Here is a 15480-nt window from a genome sequence, read left to right as displayed (position 1 = left end):
TCATGCAGACGTTAATAATCTATTCGACGATTGATGGCCAAACATTGGCAATTTGCCAAAAAATGAAGACGATTGCAGAGCAGGCGGGAGAGCAGGTTGCTCTGGTCACATTAGCGCAGGCTGAAGCGTTGAGCTTAGCTGATTTTGATAAAGTGCTGATCGGCGCCAGTATTCGTTATGGTAAACATAGACCTGAACTTTACCAGTTTGTGAACCGCCACCATGCGGTACTCGATACTAAGATTAATGGCTTTTTTACCGTTAACGTCGTGGCGCGCAAACCCTTAAAGAATACGCCTGAAACCAATCCTTATATGCAAAAGTTTCTGCAGCTTTCACTGTGGCAACCTCAGCAGTTAGAAGTGTTTGCGGGCAAGATTGATTATCCTAAATACGGTTTCTTCGATCGCACTATGATACGTTTCATTATGTGGATGACTAAAGGGCCAACCGATATCACAGGCACCTTTGAGTTTACCGATTGGGAAAAAGTCGACGCCTTCGGTAACCGCTTTAGCCAACACTAAAAACCATTAAGCCCTAATCACTTGCAAGCGATTAGGGCTTAAATTTAAGCTAGCTTTACCGTGTTACACTGCGCAGTAGCGGCTATGCAGAATCGAAATCACTTGGGTGACTTGTTCGTTCTTGAGCTTGTAGTAAACAATTTGCGAGCTCTTACGGGTATCCACCAGATCTTCAGCGCGTAATACGGCTAAATGCTGGGATAGTGCCGACTGGCTTAATGGCACAGTGGCATTGAGTTCAGTTACGCTCAACTCTTTGTCTAGTAATAGGCATAAAATCATTAGGCGATAAGGGTTCGCTATGGCCTTAAGCCATTTAGCCGCACTTTCCGCATTAGTTACCATTGCAGCTACATCTATGTCATTTTGCATAAGGTCACTCACTTCATCGCTTTTGATTAGATAATTCTAATTGAACACCTGTGTTTACGCAATCATACTGCTCAGCCATGCAGATCTCAATTTTTGCATCTCAGAATATGAGATACGGCTGATTTGTGATCCTATCAGAGGTTTATTTAACGTAATCTTGCCACAATGGTGACATTAACTCAGTGGATCGGTAATTCCCTATGACACGCGTTCTCGTACTTTATTTTACCCGTGGTGGCCACACAGCCAAGATTGCCAATGCAATTGCCGACCAATTAACCTTTCGTGGCGCTAAGGTCGACCTTGTCGATATCAACAGTGCTGCCGCGACTTGTATCAATTGGCCCGATTACGAGGTCGTCGCCTTAGGTGCCTGTGTACTCTATGGCACCTATGATAAAAGTGTGTTCAAGTTTATCGAGCAGCATGCAGAGGCTTTGGGTGCATTGCCAAACAGTTTCTTCTGCGTCAACGTGGTAGCGAGAAATCCAGAAAAACGTATTCCTGAGAATAATAAATATCTGCAAAAGTTCATCGCCTTATCGCCGTGGACGCCAGCCGATCTTAAAATTATTGCGGGGAAAGTGGATTATCCTTCATGGCCTTGGTACGACAGGTGGATGATCCAGTTGATCATGAAAATGACCAAAGGTCCAACCGATCCTAAGTCGGTTATCGACTACACCGACTGGGCAGATGTGAAGGTCTATGCCGATCATCTGCTTGAATTAGTCGACGTTACCGCTATTTAGGACGGGTCAGGCTTAATAGAAAAGGCGCTTAACAAGTTAAGCGCCTTTTTAGTATCCAAGCTCTACTGAATTAATACTTCCAGAAACTCGGGTGGAATAACACTGCTACGGTCAGAATTTCTAAACGACCTAGGAGCATGCCGAGTGACAACGCCCATTTCGCCACATCGGGCAGGGTTGAGAAGTTACCCGCAGGGCCAATAATCGGCCCTAAGCCAGGACCTACGTTCGTGACCGCCGTGATAGCGCCAGTGAAACTGGTCATAGGGTCGAGCCCTGTGAGCACTAAAATTACCGACAAGCCAACAATCACCATTACAAACAACAGCACGAAAGTGATCAGCGAGCGCACGATATCTTCACTGATGATGCGATTGTTGTAGCGTTCCCTAAAGATACCGTTTGGATGACATTGCTGTTTCAATTGCTCGCGCATAATGGCGCCAGCGATTTGAAAGCGGAAGATTTTAATCCCGCCTGAAGTTGAGCCAGAGCAGCTACCGACAAACATTAAGAACATAAAGGCGATGTTGGCAAAGGCGCCCCAAGCACCGTAATCCGTTAAGCCATAACCTGTAGTGGTCACCACAGAAACTACGTTAAAGCTGGATAAACGCAGCGCATCGAGGAGTTCAATGTCGCGGGTTTGCCACAGCCAAAAGCCAATAGAACAAGACACGAAAGTCAGGAAAAACAAGAAGCCTTTGACCTGAGCATCGTTCCAAATGCGCAGATCCCTTTGCTGTATGGTGTGCACAAACATGAGTAGCGGTAAGCCACCGGCCGCCATAAAGAACACGCCAACCCAGTGAGCCGAGTGGGAGAACGCGGCCATTGAGCTATCTGATGTTGAGTAGCCGCCAGTCGATAGGGTGGTCATGGCATGGTTGATGGCTTGAAACCAAGTCATTCCCGCCAGATGATAGGCAACGCAGCAGGCAACAGTCAGCAAAATATAAATAAAGAATAAGTACTTAGCCATGCTCTGGGTGCGTGGTACGGCTTTATCGCTCCAATCCGAAGATTCAGTGCGGAACAGCCGCATACCACCGACGTTCAAGAAGGGCAGAATGGCCACCGCCATCACAATAAAGCCAATCCCGCCAAGCCACTGCAATAAAGAGCGCCAGATTAAAATGCTGTGATCCATGGTATCCAACCCCGAGAGCACAGTAGAACCTGTGGTCGTGATGCCGGACATAGTCTCAAAGAAGGCGTCGGTATAGCCAATCCCGTGATATAGGGTAAAGGGCATGGCCGCAAACAGGCTCACGATCAACCACGTCAAGCTGGTCAACAGGAACATATCGCGGATATTGAGGTTAATAGTCTTGCTCTGGCCATTGTGTAAACACAAGCTGGCACTAATGCCTGTCACTAACGCCGACAGCATGAAAGAGCCCACGGTTTCCTCGGCATTGAACACGGCGAGGAGCAGTGGTATCAACATGAAGGCTGTCAGCATGGACAAAAACAGCCCTAAAATAAACAATAGTGGTCTAAAGTTCAGCATAAGTTGGCTTACTTAGGTTCTTAGAAGAAGAAAGCACTTGGTTGGAAAAGCTTCTCGACTTCGCCGACAAACTTTTTATTCACTAGGAATAAGATCACGTGATCCCCTTGTTCTATCACGGTTTTGTCGTGAGCCATTAATACTTCGTCGTTGCGGACAATAGCACCAATGGTGGTTCCCGGTGGCAACTTAATATCGCCAATGGCTTTGCCAACCACTTTAGACGTGCTGGCATCCCCGTGGGCAATCGCTTCAATTGCCTCGGCGGCGCCGCGACGTAGGGAGTAAACGTTACAGATATCACCCTGACGGATATGGGTTAACAGTGCCGAAATGGTGGCTTGCTGGGGTGAGATAGCAATGTCGATATTAGCTTCTTGGACGATATCCACATAGGCTTCGCGCTGGATCAGCACCATGACTTTTTTCGCGCCCATACGTTTTGCTAGCAATGCCGACATAATATTGGCTTCATCGTCATTGGTCACCGCAATAAATACGTCGGTTTGATCTATGTGTTCTTCGAGCAGTAATTCTTGATCCGAAGCGTCACCGCAGAACACGGTAGTATTTTCCAGTTGCTCCGATAAGGCTTCAGCCCGCTCATACTTATGCTCAATCAGTTTAACTGAGTGGGTGCGCTCGAGGCGTTTGGCTAAACCTAAGCCTATGTTACCGCCACCGGCGATCATAATATTGCGGTATGAGTTATCGAGCTTTTGCATTTCGCTCATAACAGCGCGAATGTGGCGACTGTCGGCGACGAAGAAGACTTCATCATCGGCTTCGATAATCGTGGTACCGCGAGGCATGATAGGGCGGCCTTGGCGGAAAATCGCCGCAACTCGGGTATCAATATTCGGCATGTGTTCGCGCAGTGCCGCTAACGCATTCCCCACCAGTGGGCCGCCATAATAGGCACGAACGGCCACTAGGCTTAGCCGTCCTTCGGCAAATTCGAGTACTTGTAGCGCGCCGGGATATTCAACAAGTCGCTGAATGTAAGCGGTCACTAACTGTTCAGGGGCGATTAATTCATCGATCACGAAGCCACCACGGGGGCGACCGTCGCTATTTTTGGTTTCACTGTCGATAAAGAGTTTATCGCGCATCGCAAGATAAGGTTCTGAACGAATACGGGCAATTTTTGTTGGCGTGCCGAAAAGGGTGTAAGCAATCTGACAGGCGGCCATGTTGCATTCATCGCTATTGGTTACCGCGATCAGCATGTCGGCATCTTCTGCGCCCGCTTCTCTGAGCACATCAGGGTGGGCTGCATGGCCCGCCACAACGCGAAGGTCATATTTATCTTGCAGGGCGCGTAGTCTGGATTTGTCATGATCGACTATGGTGATGTCATTATTCTCACCTACCAAATTCTCGGCCAAGGTTCCCCCGACTTGACCCGCACCTAATATGATAATTTTCATGGCCTTGCTTACTTCCTAATCGGTCGCTTTTAATAAACGGGCGTAATAGAACCCATCCATATTGTCTTGTCCTGGCGTGATTTGCCAACCTATATCCTGTGGCGAATTTTGCTGGGAGAGTGTGTCTAGCTTAGCATCTGCCGTTCTCTCTAAAAACGCACTGATCTGGTCGCGGTTTTCCTGCGGTAAAATCGAGCAAGTAGCATAAAGAAGCGTGCCACCGGGTTTGAGCCACTTCCAGCAATGATCGAGAATTTGCTGTTGTAGTTCAGCCAGTTCTTCGATGTCATGGTTTTTGCGTAACCATTTAATATCGGGATGGCGGCGGATCACTCCCGTGGCCGAGCATGGCGCGTCCAGTAAGATACGATCAAATTGTCCACCTTGCCACCATGAGTCAATATTGGCCGCATCGCCATGGATAAGCTCCGCTTTTAATGACAAGCGGTCAAGGTTCTGTTGCACGCGCTCGAGGCGTTTGGCATCAAAGTCGACGGCAACCAGTTTGATGCTTGGCTCAAGTTCGAGTAGATGACAGCTTTTGCCACCGGGCGCCGCGCAGGCATCGAGGATTAACTCATTCGCTTGTGGCGCCAGTAATGTCGCCGCCCATTGCGCCGCGCCATCTTGCACTGATGCCGCGCCTTCATGGAAGCGTGGCAGTGTGGCAACATCCTTTGGATGCGCCAAGAGAATGGCATCGGCACTGCTGCCTTCGCTCGCTTCAATCTCGAGTTCGGCTAAGGCGGCGAGGTATTCGGCACGGCTCTGGGATAAGCGATTATTACGCAGCCACATAGGTGGGCGTTCATGGCTTTGTTGAATGATGTCTTGCCACTGCTCGGGATAGGCTTCTTTCAAGCGCTTAATCAACCAAGCGGGCGTGTTGTAGCTTAAGGTATCTGACTCAGTACTCAGCGGCGAAAGCTGGCGCTGAATGTTGCGCAGTACGCCATTAACGACCTTAACCATGCCTTCAAATTTTAACTGGCGACAGGCTTCGGCGGTTTCTGAAATCGCGGCGTGGCTTGGAATGCGAGTGAAGTAAAGTTGATAGCAACCTATGATCAGCAGCTGGTGGATAATCCTTTGCTTACCTTTGAGTGGTTTTGCTAGGCATTCACTGATGCGTTTCTCTATTTGCGGCAAAGTGCGCATCACGCCATAGCAGAGCTCGGCGAGTAGGGCTTTATCTTTGCCGCTGGCAAGGTGCTTTTGTTGATCGGGTAATGCCACTGAGAGTGACACGCCTTTTTCTAATACTTCGAAGATGGCTTTCGCAGCCAGCGCGCGCAAGTTCATACTATTGTGCCTCGTTTGCGAGGCGAGTATTCGGGCTAAACCATTCACCTCGAGCATTGAGAATATCGGCAACATTGAGCGGCTTTTTCCCCGGCAGCTGCATACTCAGCAGGGTTAATACGCCGTCGGCGGTGGCGACTTCTATGCCTTTTTTGCTGGCGCTGATAATAGTGCCCGGAGCGGCTGTGCTGGTGGTTTCGCTAACTTGGGTCTGCCACACTTTAATGGTATTGCCTTGGTGCTCAAAATAACTCACTGGCCAAGGATTAAAGGCACGGACTTCTTGCCAGAGTTGCTTGGCAGATTTATTCCAATCGAGTCTGGCTTCTTCTTTACTGAGTTTTTCTGCGTAGTTCGCTAAGGCTTCATCTTGTTTTTCTGCGGCTAAGGTGCCGTTTGCTAAACCCTCGAGGGCTTGCAATAGAGCAACAGGACCTTGTTCCGCCAGTTTCTCGTAAAGGCTGGCTGAGGTGTCGCTATCTTCAATCGGCAGAGTGGTTTTCAGTAGCATATCGCCGGTATCTAAACCCACATCCATCTGCATAACGGTCACGCCGGTTTCTTTGTCGCCGGCCCAAAGCGCGCGTTGGATCGGTGCGGCACCACGCCAGCGTGGCAAAATAGAACCGTGAACGTTAATACAACCTAGACGCGGCGTATCTAATACGACTTTTGGCAGGATCAGACCGTAGGCAACTACCACCATAATATCGGCATTCAGCGCGGCAAGTTCTTGTTGCGCGGGTTCTTTACGTAATGAACCGGGTTGATACACAGGAATATTGTTGGCGACGGCGAGTTCTTTTACTGGGCTGGCGGTCAGTTTCTTGCCGCGGCCAGCGGGTCTATCGGGCTGAGTGTAAACGCCAATCACATTGTGGTGTGAGTTCAGCAGTGCTTGTAAGTGGCGAGCGGCAAAATCCGGTGTTCCGGCAAAGATGATGTTGAGTGGTTTCAAATCTGATCCTATGCTTCTTTGGCGTCCAATCGGGCCGCTTTTTCAAGTTTTTGTTTGATCCGCTGACGTTTTAGCGGCGACAGATAATCGACAAACAATTTGCCTTTGAGGTGATCCATTTCGTGTTGAATACAGATAGCAAAAAGCTCATCGGCCTCAACAATAAATTCGTTGCCGTGCCTGTCTAAGGCTTTTACCGTAACAAATTCGGCGCGATCGACTTTGGCATAAATGCCCGGCACCGACAGACAACCTTCTTCATTGCAGAAGTCGCCGCTGCTGGCGATAATTTCGGGATTAATAAACACTTTAGGTCGTTCGACTTCATCTTGTAAGTCCATGACAATAAGTTGTTTATGGTAATCCACTTGGGTCGCGGCCAGACCGATACCTTTTTCTTGGTACATGGTTTCGAACATATCATCAATTTGAGTTTGCAGCTCGGCATTAAACTCTGTGATGGGTGTGGCTTGTGTCCGCAATCTTTCGTCAGGAAATTGTAATACTTTTAATTGTGCCATACATAAACTCTTAACAAGTCTGTCAAATCTCTGCCAGTTAGTTATACTGACTGATGCTAATGGGTTAATTTTAATCTTTAGTGCCTATCAATAACAGTAAAAGCTCAAACTAAGAGCCAAACAACATGGAAATACCCATGAAACGGTTAATTTTACTCGCGTTAATGACATTCAATTGCACGTTTGTTGCCGCCGATACCCTTACGCTGAAAGCGGGGCATCCTGAGTCATATGTGGTGAAAAAGGGCGATACTCTTTGGGATATCTCCGCAGCGTTTCTAAATGATCCATGGAAATGGCCACGTCTTTGGGATGTAAACCCACAGATTGCCAATCCCCATCTTATTTATCCTGGCGATCAACTCACACTCGTGTTTGTCGATGGTCAGCCTCGGCTTGTGCGCAACGGCGACATGGTCGACAGTGCTAAACCCCATGTGAAGAAGAGTCCTGAAGGACGGATTATTGCTAAGAGCAATGCAATTCCTGCCGTCGACTTGGCTTTGATTGAACAGTATTTAGTGCAGAATCGCGTTGTCGCAACCGACTGGCTTGCCGAGCAACCTATGGTATTGGCAGGCGAAAGCCCATCGCGTCACCATATTGTGGGTGATGTGATTTATATCGATGCTGAACTGCCGATTAATCAAAAGTACGGTGTTTACGAACGTGGTCGTGAGTTTTTCAATAAAGCGTCAGGCGAAGCGATAGGACAAGAAGCCATTTTAGCCTCAACTGGGCAAGTGGTTGAGTCTGGTAAGGTTTCAAAAATTAAGTTGTTAACCAGCTTTCGTGAAACTAAAGCGGGTTTCAGAGTCATGCCGATGGAAAGTGATTCCTTGATGTCAGCTTACTTTACGCCAAAACCGGCAGAGTTAAAGACGCCAGCCGTCGTGCTTGCTATCGAATCAAAGATGCGTGAAGCGGGTAAGTTGGATGTGGTGTACTTAGATAAAGGCACCCAGGATGGGGTTGAGCCCGGAGTCGTGTTTTCTATTTACCGTGATGGTGAAGTCATCGTCATCAACAATGATGGTATGCCAGTGCCTGCCACTGAGCGCACCGCCTACGATAACCTGATGGCATCTGTCTCATCGGATCGCGCTATTCAAATGCCAGATATCTATCATGGTAAATTGTTGGTTTTCAAAGTATTCGACAAAGCGAGCTTGGGTTTGATTGTCTCCACCGAGCGGCCTGTGCGTGTCGACGATAAGTTAATTGCCCCTGAGTCTTTAGCCTTAAGAGGTCAGTAATATCTGAACATTTGGTCGATTGGTTAGTTGTTTGCGCTGTATCTGGGCTGGGACCCGCTCGGATCCAACAATTATTAACGCACATGGAAGTGGACGACCTCAGACAAAGGTTAGAGCACGAGAGAGAAGCGCTACCTTTATCTGACCATCTGCTCCATAGTCTCGCTATTGATTATCAAAAAGTCGATGTCGCCCTCGAATGGCAGCAGCAAGCCGCTGACCATCATCTTGTTTGTTTCTCCGAACCGCTTTATCCGCCGTTATTAAAACAACTCTCAGATCCGCCCGCCGTCCTGTTCGTTAAAGGTTGTTTGGAGGCGTTAGCCCTTCCGTATCTTGCGATTGTTGGCAGTCGTAATGCTTCACCAGGCGGATTGCAGGTCGCTTATCAGCTGGCTGCAGAGATGTCCTCAATGGGATTTGGTATCTGTAGCGGCATGGCGATGGGAATTGATGGCGCTGCCCATAAAGCCTGTGTTGAACATCAAGGGCGAACTGTTGCTGTGCTCGGGACTGGCATTGAGACTGTTTATCCACGAAAACATCGGCAGCTTTATCATGATATTCAGCAACAAGGCTGTATACTTAGCGAGTTTTGGCCAGATGTCGGTCCCTTTGCGGGGAATTTCCCGAAACGAAATCGGATTATTAGCGGTCTTTCTTTAGGGACACTTGTGGTTGAAGCCTGTCGTAAAAGCGGTTCTTTAATCACAGCGAGGTTGGCGATGGAGCAAGGGCGTGAGGTGTTTGCCGTTCCGGGCTCAATCTTGGGTGGTTACCATCAAGGCTGTCATGATTTATTACGTGATGGGGCAAAACTTGTGGAAACAGCCGCCGATATAGTGGAGGAGTTGGCAAGTTTAACCGCTTACCACCTTGAAGAATTGAAGTTATGCCACCATATACAGCAAGGCGAGATTTGTAATTTGCCATTTTCGTCTCTGTTAGCTAGTGTAGGTTATGAAACTACATCCATTGATGCAGTAGTTGAACATAGTGGGAAAACGATAGATCTGGTGTTAGAACAAATGCTTGAACTTGAGTTGCAAGGTTGGGTGATTGCAGTACCCGGTGGTTACGTCAGAGTAAAGAGGAGCTAGCCATGTTTGATATCCTCATGTATCTATTTGAAAACTATGTTCACAGTGAAGTTGAACTACTAGTTGATGAAGACGAGTTAACCAAGGAACTCACTCGTGCCGGATTTCATCAATCCGAGATTTTAAAAGCGTTAACTTGGTTAGAGCGCTTAGCAGAATTACAAGAAGGGGATAAACCTTATCTTTGTAATCACGATCAGCATTCGTTTCGTATCTATACAAAGGACGAAATGGACAAGCTGGATGTGGAATCCCGCGGTTTCTTGCTGTTTTTAGAGCAAGTTAAAGTGCTGAATGTCGAAACCCGTGAAATGGTGATCGATAGAGTCATGGAGTTGGATGAGCCAACTCTGATTTTAGAAGATCTCAAATGGGTTATCTTAATGGTGTTGTTTAACGCTCCTGGTCATGAGTCCGCTTATGAGCAAATGGAAGATTTAATCTTCGAACAGCCCGAAGGCCGACTACATTCTTAATCGTTGTGAAAGATGAATTATGAGAGAAAGGAGGCTAAGACCTCCTTTTTTGATGCCATAAATTCCTTGATGGCACTGCGCTTGATATCCTAATGCGCTACGACAGGTGGTGAATGATTATGTCTAAGATTGATGAACAATTATTTAGTGCCCACGAACACGCACTGGAAAAAGAATACGAACTTTGCCCTGAATGTGGCAGCGAGTTATCGGTCAAACACAGTAAGCACGGCGGTTTTATTGGCTGTAATAATTACCCTAGCTGTAATTACACTCGTCCCTTAGTGCAGCACGAATCCATTGAAACTCAAGTGATTGAAGGTTCTGTATGTCCTGAATGCGGCCACGAACTGGCGGTAAAGTCTGGTCGATTTGGGATCTTTATCGGTTGCACTCAATACCCTAGCTGCATGCATATTGAAAAACAGGATCAAGCGAGCGACAAGCCTGATATCCCTTGCCCAGAATGTAAAACGGGTAAACTGGAGCACAGAACGAGTCGCTTCGGAAAGAGTTTTTATGCCTGTAGCGCTTACCCTAAGTGCAAGTTTATTGTGAATTATCCTCCGGTTGCTGAAGATTGCCCAAGTTGTGGTTTTGGGATCTTAGTCGAGCGTAAAGGTGCGGCGGGGATGCGTTTAGAATGTCCGCAAAAAACCTGCAAGTACAAGCGCCCCTTGTAGCGAGGCCATTGCATAATATTTGTTGCCTTAGTGCGGCTTGAGTATAATCCCCAACCGACCGTTAGATGGGGCGGCGAAGATTCGGGTAATGACAAAAACTGATAAGACGCATAAGGTGATTTGATAATGTTGCAGCTACACCCATCCGATATAAAAGACATCATTCTTGACGGTGGCGTTATTGCTTATCCAACCGAGGCGGTTTATGGCCTAGGTTGTGACCCTGATAACGACACTGCTATCCAAAAGTTATTGGCGGTAAAACAGCGCCCATGGCAGAAAGGACTGATCTTAGTCGCCAGTGATTTTCAGCAGCTTTTAGCCTATGTTGATGAATCGCAATTGACGGCTGAGCAGCTTGAATTTGCATTTTCCAAGTGGCCGGGGCCTTTTACCTTTGTCATGCCAATCAAAGCACATGTTTCAAAATACCTCTGTGGCGAATTTGACTCTATCGCAGTGCGAGTGTCGGCCCATGCTGGAGTACAAGCCCTGTGCCGCGCACTTAATAAACCTTTAGTGTCGACCAGCGCTAACCTTGCGGGTGAAGATCCCGCATTAACTGCCGCTGAAATCCTCGCTGATTTTACCGGTAAAATCGATGCACTGGTATTAGGCGAACTCGGCGAACAACGTCAGCCCTCGACCATTATCGATGCGCGAAGCGGCAAAATTTTACGAAATGGACAATGAGCAAACCAATAATAAGGATAACAAGATGAGTGTGCCTGATGCTGCAGTGGTAAAAGCGTTTTTACTCGATTTACAAAACCGAATTTGTGCCGGTTTACAGGCTCTGGATGGCCAAGCAACGTTTGCCGCCGATTCATGGACCCGCGCCGAAGGCGGTGGTGGCACGAGCCGAGTATTAACCCAAGGTGCAGTATTCGAGCAAGCTGGAGTTAACTTTTCCCATGTGACTGGCGCCGCTATGCCGGCGTCAGCTACGGCGCATCGCCCAGAATTGGCGGGTCGCAGTTTTGAGGCTATGGGTGTGTCTTTAGTGATCCATCCTAACAATCCTTATATCCCGACGACTCACGCCAATGTGCGCTTCTTTATCGCGCAAAAAGAAGGTGCCGATCCTGTGTGGTGGTTTGGCGGTGGTTTTGACTTAACACCTTATTATCCATTTGAAGAAGATGTGCGCGAGTGGCACCAGACGTCTAAGGATATTTGTGCGCCTTTCGGGGATGAGGTTTATCCCAAGTATAAGAAATGGTGCGATGAGTATTTCTTCCTGCCGCATCGTAATGAAACCCGCGGTGTGGGCGGACTGTTTTTTGATGACTTGAATCAAGCAGGATTCGATCAAAGCTTTAGCTTTATGCAAGCCGTGGGCAATGGCTTCTTAACGGCCTATGCGCCGATTGTTGAGCGTCGTAAGGATACTGAGTTCGGTGAGCGTGAGCGTCAGTTCCAACTCTATCGCCGTGGTCGTTATGTTGAGTTCAACTTAGTCTACGACAGAGGCACGCTTTTTGGTCTGCAGACAGGTGGACGTACCGAGTCTATCTTAATGTCGATGCCGCCATTAGTGCGTTGGCAATATGCTTATACACCAGAGGCGGGAAGCCCAGAGGCAGATTTGTACGATAACTACCTCAAACCACGCGACTGGGTTTAGCCGTTAATCATAAAAAGTGGATGCCATATCCACTTTATTGATTACGCATATGATCGGCCAGAGTTGAAATCGCCTCAAAAATGGCGGCTCGATGCTCTGGCTTTTTAATATTCTCTTCAATCGCAAACTTCATACAAAACAGCCATTGATCGCGCATTGCCTCATCAATATCGACATGCATGTGTCGTGCTCGCAATGCCGGATGACCATATTTTTGCTGGTAGAGCTGTGGTCCGCCGAGCCAGCCACTTAAAAATTCGAATAGCTTCTGCTCAGACTCCGCAATGGGCGCCCTATGAATGGCAAGCAGTGTTGTCGTTTCTGCCGAACTTGCCATCTTCTGATAAAAACATTTAGTGATAGCGCGGATCACCTTCTCGCCGCCGATTAAGTCATAGGCGTTAGATTGACTCGGATCGCGATCATCCTGCGGCGGAGTGTGTTTACTAAAAATCTTTTTAAGCCAGTTCATTGGAATAGTCGTTCACTAAAGTAGAGTGTATTGAGCCGATGGCGCATTATAGCGTGAAACCTAGCGTGAAATTTAGTTGAGCATAATTCGTCTTGCGTGGGCTCAAAAGCGCGGTAGACTGCAAAGCCATCGAACCTAAAATTTCATATCGCAATGACAGACAGATACGCAGTGTTTGGCAATCCAATTAGCCACAGTAAATCGCCGTTCATCCATGGACAATTTGCCGCGCCCACCCAAGAGTCATTAACCTATGAAGCCATTCTTGCTCCGGTCGATGGTTTTGAAGCCTCATTGACGGCGTTTTTCAATGCGGGCGGCAAGGGCGCCAATGTGACAGTGCCTTTTAAGGAGCAAGCTTTTGCGCTGTGTGACAGTATCAGCCCCGAAGCCAAACTCGCTGGCGCAGTCAACACCTTAAGTTTATTGGCCGATGGCACTATTCGCGGTGATAACACCGACGGTTTAGGGCTGGTGGCCGATCTCATCGCTAACTTAGTTAGCTTGCAAGATAAGCGCGTGTTACTCATTGGAGCTGGTGGCGCGGCGCGCGGTTGTATTCTGCCGTTATTAAATGCGGAGATTGCACAACTGACCATCAGCAATCGCACCCACACTAAGGCGCAGCTTTTGGTCGATATTTTTACTTCTGTGGATAACGGCGCTTACGCGAGTAAAGTCACCGCCGTAGAAATGAGTGAGCTTGCGGGCGAGTTCGATATCATTATTAATTCAACCTCGGCTAGCCTTGCGGGCGAGTTGCCACCTTTGCCAGCACATATCATCACCACCCAAACCGTTTGTTATGACATGATGTATGGCGCCTCGGTCACCGCGTTTAACCAATGGGCACTCTCCCAAGGTGCGGCGAAAGTCATTGATGGGCTAGGTATGTTAGTCGGACAAGCGGCTAAGAGTTTTACCTTATGGCGAGGTATTGAGCCCGACACCCAAGTGGTGTTGACGCTTTTGCGGGACAAACTAATGGCAGAGCCTAAGTAGGAAGCATGAATCAAAGTATTCTTTTCCCTGATCTGCAATATTGGGACGATGCCCAAGGGCAAATCTGTTTTATGGCGCAATCGCAGGGGATGAACATCAAGTGCTATATCAGTGCTGCTAAATTACGTGAGCTGAATGATTTCTCTGAACAGCCGAGCACCGATGAAGCGGCTGCTATGCTGGCATTATTTGATGCGGTGAGGTTTGATGCCGAAGAAATGGCAGAAGACTTAATCAAAGCTGAAGAGTTTGATGAGTTTGGCGCAGTACGCCTAGGCTAGTTTGATAGCGAGTTTCAGTGGATAGATTTTGAATCAATAAATAGCAAAAGGCGGCAGAGACTGAATGAGTCTCTGCCGCCTTTCTTATATAGCGATACTAAGCGACTAACTATAAGAGATTAGCGCTAAGTGACTAGAGGTTTTGTAATTCAACTAAGTACTCGTTTTTCAGTCTGACATAGTTGTCGGCTGATTCTGGCAAAAAGGCCATTTCGGCAGGTGTTAATGGGCGAGCCTGCTTAGCTGGGCTGCCTACATATAAATAGCCGCTCTGTAATACCTTGCCCGGTGGCACTAAAGAGCCCGCACCTAAGATCACATCATCTTCTAAAATCGCACCGTCGAGAATAATCGCGCCCATGCCCACTAATACTCGGTTACCGACTTTGCAACCGTGAAGCATCGCCTTGTGACCAATAGTCACATCATCACCAATAATCAGTGGATGACCATCGGGACGAGCAGCTGACTTACGTGTCACATGCAATATGCTACCGTCTTGCACGTTCGAGCGCTTACCAATACGAATATGGTTAACATCACCACGCGCCGCCACCATAGGCCAAATACTGGCATCAGTATCTAACGCAATATCGCCAACAAGCACCGAAGCTTCATCTACATACACATTATTGCCTAATTGAGGATGAATACCTTGGTAAGTTCTGAGTGGCCCTGACATAGAAAAGTCCCTAATTGAGTGGTTTTTTGCATTATAAAGGTTAAAAACTAGCTGGTCAGGTCAAATATCCAACGAACAGTGAGAAAATGACAATTATCTTAAAAATAGGGGTTGCGCACTTTCTCAATCTCCCTATAATGCGCATCCACTGACACGGCAGACAGCGTTAAGCAGCCTGATGTGACAGTTCATCAATGAGTTTACTGATTGATGAGTGTTGAGAAAGTTTGCAAAAACTCCTTGACGCGAAACGGGAAATGCGTAAAATACGCAGCCCTAGCCACCTGGAAGCGTTCGGCGCTCAGTGTGGTACTCACGTCCTCTTACGGATAATGAGTTGCTCTTTAACAAGATAAAACAAGAAATCTGTGTGGACACTCACAGGTGTTGAGTTAATCGAAACTGCTTAACCTTAGGGTTGGCAGTCAAAAATTTAAATCAATGTAACAATGAGTGTTCATAGCAATATGTACAGTTTGTTTCAGCCCTTCTTTTATAAGGAGTGCGAGAAACAAAAAATCAGAAT

18 protein-coding genes are annotated in these 15480 nt (G+C 47.6%); 10 read left to right on the top strand and 8 right to left on the bottom strand.

The features are described 5' to 3' along the window. The first annotated feature begins 2 nt into the window (after positions 1 to 2). Positions 3 to 527, top strand: coding sequence for a menaquinone-dependent protoporphyrinogen IX dehydrogenase (gene hemG, locus KV201_RS17485; RefSeq protein ID WP_226060055.1), 525 nt, complete (start codon positions 3 to 5; stop codon positions 525 to 527). A gap of 63 nt (positions 528 to 590) precedes the next feature. Here hemG (KV201_RS17485) and KV201_RS17480 read toward each other — a convergent pair whose 3' ends face one another. Next, positions 591 to 899: a metalloregulator ArsR/SmtB family transcription factor gene (locus tag KV201_RS17480; RefSeq protein WP_006083802.1), complete on the bottom strand. Its 309-nt coding sequence runs from the start codon at positions 897 to 899 to the stop codon at positions 591 to 593. Positions 900 to 1099: 200 nt separating this feature from the next. Between KV201_RS17480 and hemG (KV201_RS17475) the strand changes: the two genes are divergently transcribed. After that, complete coding sequence (gene hemG / locus KV201_RS17475; RefSeq protein ID WP_006083801.1) at positions 1100 to 1651, top strand: menaquinone-dependent protoporphyrinogen IX dehydrogenase; 552 nt, start codon at positions 1100 to 1102, stop codon at positions 1649 to 1651. A gap of 70 nt (positions 1652 to 1721) precedes the next feature. Here the strand turns inward: hemG (KV201_RS17475) and KV201_RS17470 are convergent, their stop codons facing one another. The 5 genes from KV201_RS17470 to def are packed head-to-tail and all read right to left on the bottom strand — an operon-like array spanning position 1722 to position 7375. Continuing rightward, positions 1722 to 3164: a TrkH family potassium uptake protein gene (locus tag KV201_RS17470; RefSeq protein WP_006084792.1), complete on the bottom strand. Its 1443-nt coding sequence runs from the start codon at positions 3162 to 3164 to the stop codon at positions 1722 to 1724. A gap of 20 nt (positions 3165 to 3184) precedes the next feature. After that, the gene (trkA, locus tag KV201_RS17465) at positions 3185 to 4594 is read right to left on the bottom strand and encodes a Trk system potassium transporter TrkA (RefSeq protein WP_006083799.1); all 1410 of its coding nucleotides are present in this window, start codon (positions 4592 to 4594) and stop codon (positions 3185 to 3187) included. A gap of 15 nt (positions 4595 to 4609) precedes the next feature. Further along, positions 4610 to 5896: a 16S rRNA (cytosine(967)-C(5))-methyltransferase RsmB gene (gene rsmB / locus KV201_RS17460; protein ID WP_011845352.1), complete on the bottom strand. Its 1287-nt coding sequence runs from the start codon at positions 5894 to 5896 to the stop codon at positions 4610 to 4612. A 1-nt stretch (position 5897) separates the two neighbouring features. Next, complete coding sequence (gene fmt / locus KV201_RS17455) at positions 5898 to 6854, bottom strand: methionyl-tRNA formyltransferase (RefSeq protein ID WP_107403103.1); 957 nt, start codon at positions 6852 to 6854, stop codon at positions 5898 to 5900. Between the two features lie 8 nt (positions 6855 to 6862). After that, positions 6863 to 7375 carry a peptide deformylase gene (gene def, locus KV201_RS17450; RefSeq protein ID WP_006084795.1) on the bottom strand — a complete coding sequence of 171 codons (513 nt, stop codon included), beginning with the start codon at positions 7373 to 7375 and terminating at the stop codon, positions 6863 to 6865. Between the two features lie 125 nt (positions 7376 to 7500). Here def and KV201_RS17445 point away from each other — a divergent pair, with 125 nt between their 5' ends. From KV201_RS17445 to hemF, 6 genes are all read left to right on the top strand, one after another. Continuing rightward, entirely contained in the window at positions 7501 to 8631 is a 1131-nt protein-coding gene (locus tag KV201_RS17445) for a LysM peptidoglycan-binding domain-containing protein (protein ID WP_006083795.1), read from the top strand. A gap of 83 nt (positions 8632 to 8714) precedes the next feature. Beyond that, positions 8715 to 9731 (top strand): DNA-processing protein DprA, encoded by a 1017-nt coding sequence (gene dprA / locus KV201_RS17440; protein ID WP_226060054.1) that lies wholly within the window; start codon positions 8715 to 8717, stop codon positions 9729 to 9731. 2 nt (positions 9732 to 9733) lie between these two features. Then, positions 9734 to 10207 carry a DUF494 family protein gene (locus KV201_RS17435; protein ID WP_006083793.1) on the top strand — a complete coding sequence of 158 codons (474 nt, stop codon included), beginning with the start codon at positions 9734 to 9736 and terminating at the stop codon, positions 10205 to 10207. A 119-nt stretch (positions 10208 to 10326) separates the two neighbouring features. Next, on the top strand, positions 10327 to 10890 hold the full coding sequence (locus KV201_RS17430) for a type I DNA topoisomerase (protein ID WP_226060053.1): 564 nt from the start codon (positions 10327 to 10329) through the stop codon (positions 10888 to 10890). A gap of 126 nt (positions 10891 to 11016) precedes the next feature. Beyond that, on the top strand, positions 11017 to 11583 hold the full coding sequence (locus KV201_RS17425) for an L-threonylcarbamoyladenylate synthase (protein WP_226060052.1): 567 nt from the start codon (positions 11017 to 11019) through the stop codon (positions 11581 to 11583). A 25-nt stretch (positions 11584 to 11608) separates the two neighbouring features. After that, the gene (gene hemF / locus KV201_RS17420; RefSeq protein WP_226060051.1) at positions 11609 to 12517 is read left to right on the top strand and encodes an oxygen-dependent coproporphyrinogen oxidase; all 909 of its coding nucleotides are present in this window, start codon (positions 11609 to 11611) and stop codon (positions 12515 to 12517) included. Positions 12518 to 12551: 34 nt separating this feature from the next. Here hemF and KV201_RS17415 read toward each other — a convergent pair whose 3' ends face one another. Beyond that, complete coding sequence (locus KV201_RS17415; protein WP_006083789.1) at positions 12552 to 12989, bottom strand: group II truncated hemoglobin; 438 nt, start codon at positions 12987 to 12989, stop codon at positions 12552 to 12554. Between the two features lie 153 nt (positions 12990 to 13142). Here KV201_RS17415 and aroE point away from each other — a divergent pair, with 153 nt between their 5' ends. After that, positions 13143 to 13991 carry a shikimate dehydrogenase gene (gene aroE, locus KV201_RS17410; protein ID WP_226060050.1) on the top strand — a complete coding sequence of 283 codons (849 nt, stop codon included), beginning with the start codon at positions 13143 to 13145 and terminating at the stop codon, positions 13989 to 13991. A gap of 5 nt (positions 13992 to 13996) precedes the next feature. After that, positions 13997 to 14272, top strand: a complete 276-nt coding sequence (locus KV201_RS17405) for a DUF1488 domain-containing protein (RefSeq protein WP_226060049.1) — start codon at positions 13997 to 13999, stop codon at positions 14270 to 14272. A 133-nt stretch (positions 14273 to 14405) separates the two neighbouring features. Here KV201_RS17405 and KV201_RS17400 read toward each other — a convergent pair whose 3' ends face one another. Continuing rightward, positions 14406 to 14954 (bottom strand): gamma carbonic anhydrase family protein, encoded by a 549-nt coding sequence (locus KV201_RS17400; protein ID WP_011982003.1) that lies wholly within the window; start codon positions 14952 to 14954, stop codon positions 14406 to 14408. Positions 14955 to 15480: the final 526 nt, after the last annotated feature.

Origin of the sequence: Shewanella sp. SR1 (genome assembly GCF_020447145.1) — a bacterium.
GTDB lineage: Bacteria > Pseudomonadota > Gammaproteobacteria > Enterobacterales > Shewanellaceae > Shewanella > Shewanella baltica.
The sequence above is the reverse complement of the archived record's forward strand: the minus strand, read 5'-3'. Positions and strand labels throughout refer to the sequence as shown.

Excerpts from the sequence above, each read along its gene's own strand:
- hemG (WP_226060055.1), top strand. The coding sequence starts at position 3 with ATGCAGACGTTAATAATCTATTCGACGATTGATGGCCAAACATTGGCA.
- KV201_RS17480 (WP_006083802.1), bottom strand. The coding sequence starts at position 899 with ATGCAAAATGACATAGATGTAGCTGCAATGGTAACTAATGCGGAAAGT.
- hemG (WP_006083801.1), top strand. The coding sequence starts at position 1,100 with ATGACACGCGTTCTCGTACTTTATTTTACCCGTGGTGGCCACACAGCC.
- KV201_RS17470 (WP_006084792.1), bottom strand. The coding sequence starts at position 3,164 with ATGCTGAACTTTAGACCACTATTGTTTATTTTAGGGCTGTTTTTGTCC.
- trkA (WP_006083799.1), bottom strand. The coding sequence starts at position 4,594 with ATGAAAATTATCATATTAGGTGCGGGTCAAGTCGGGGGAACCTTGGCC.
- rsmB (WP_011845352.1), bottom strand. The coding sequence starts at position 5,896 with ATGAACTTGCGCGCGCTGGCTGCGAAAGCCATCTTCGAAGTATTAGAA.
- def (WP_006084795.1), bottom strand. The coding sequence starts at position 7,375 with ATGGCACAATTAAAAGTATTACAATTTCCTGACGAAAGATTGCGGACA.
- KV201_RS17445 (WP_006083795.1), top strand. The coding sequence starts at position 7,501 with ATGGAAATACCCATGAAACGGTTAATTTTACTCGCGTTAATGACATTC.
- dprA (WP_226060054.1), top strand. The coding sequence starts at position 8,715 with ATGGAAGTGGACGACCTCAGACAAAGGTTAGAGCACGAGAGAGAAGCG.
- KV201_RS17435 (WP_006083793.1), top strand. The coding sequence starts at position 9,734 with ATGTTTGATATCCTCATGTATCTATTTGAAAACTATGTTCACAGTGAA.
- KV201_RS17430 (WP_226060053.1), top strand. The coding sequence starts at position 10,327 with ATGTCTAAGATTGATGAACAATTATTTAGTGCCCACGAACACGCACTG.
- KV201_RS17425 (WP_226060052.1), top strand. The coding sequence starts at position 11,017 with ATGTTGCAGCTACACCCATCCGATATAAAAGACATCATTCTTGACGGT.
- hemF (WP_226060051.1), top strand. The coding sequence starts at position 11,609 with ATGAGTGTGCCTGATGCTGCAGTGGTAAAAGCGTTTTTACTCGATTTA.
- KV201_RS17415 (WP_006083789.1), bottom strand. The coding sequence starts at position 12,989 with ATGAACTGGCTTAAAAAGATTTTTAGTAAACACACTCCGCCGCAGGAT.
- aroE (WP_226060050.1), top strand. The coding sequence starts at position 13,143 with ATGACAGACAGATACGCAGTGTTTGGCAATCCAATTAGCCACAGTAAA.
- KV201_RS17405 (WP_226060049.1), top strand. The coding sequence starts at position 13,997 with ATGAATCAAAGTATTCTTTTCCCTGATCTGCAATATTGGGACGATGCC.
- KV201_RS17400 (WP_011982003.1), bottom strand. The coding sequence starts at position 14,954 with ATGTCAGGGCCACTCAGAACTTACCAAGGTATTCATCCTCAATTAGGC.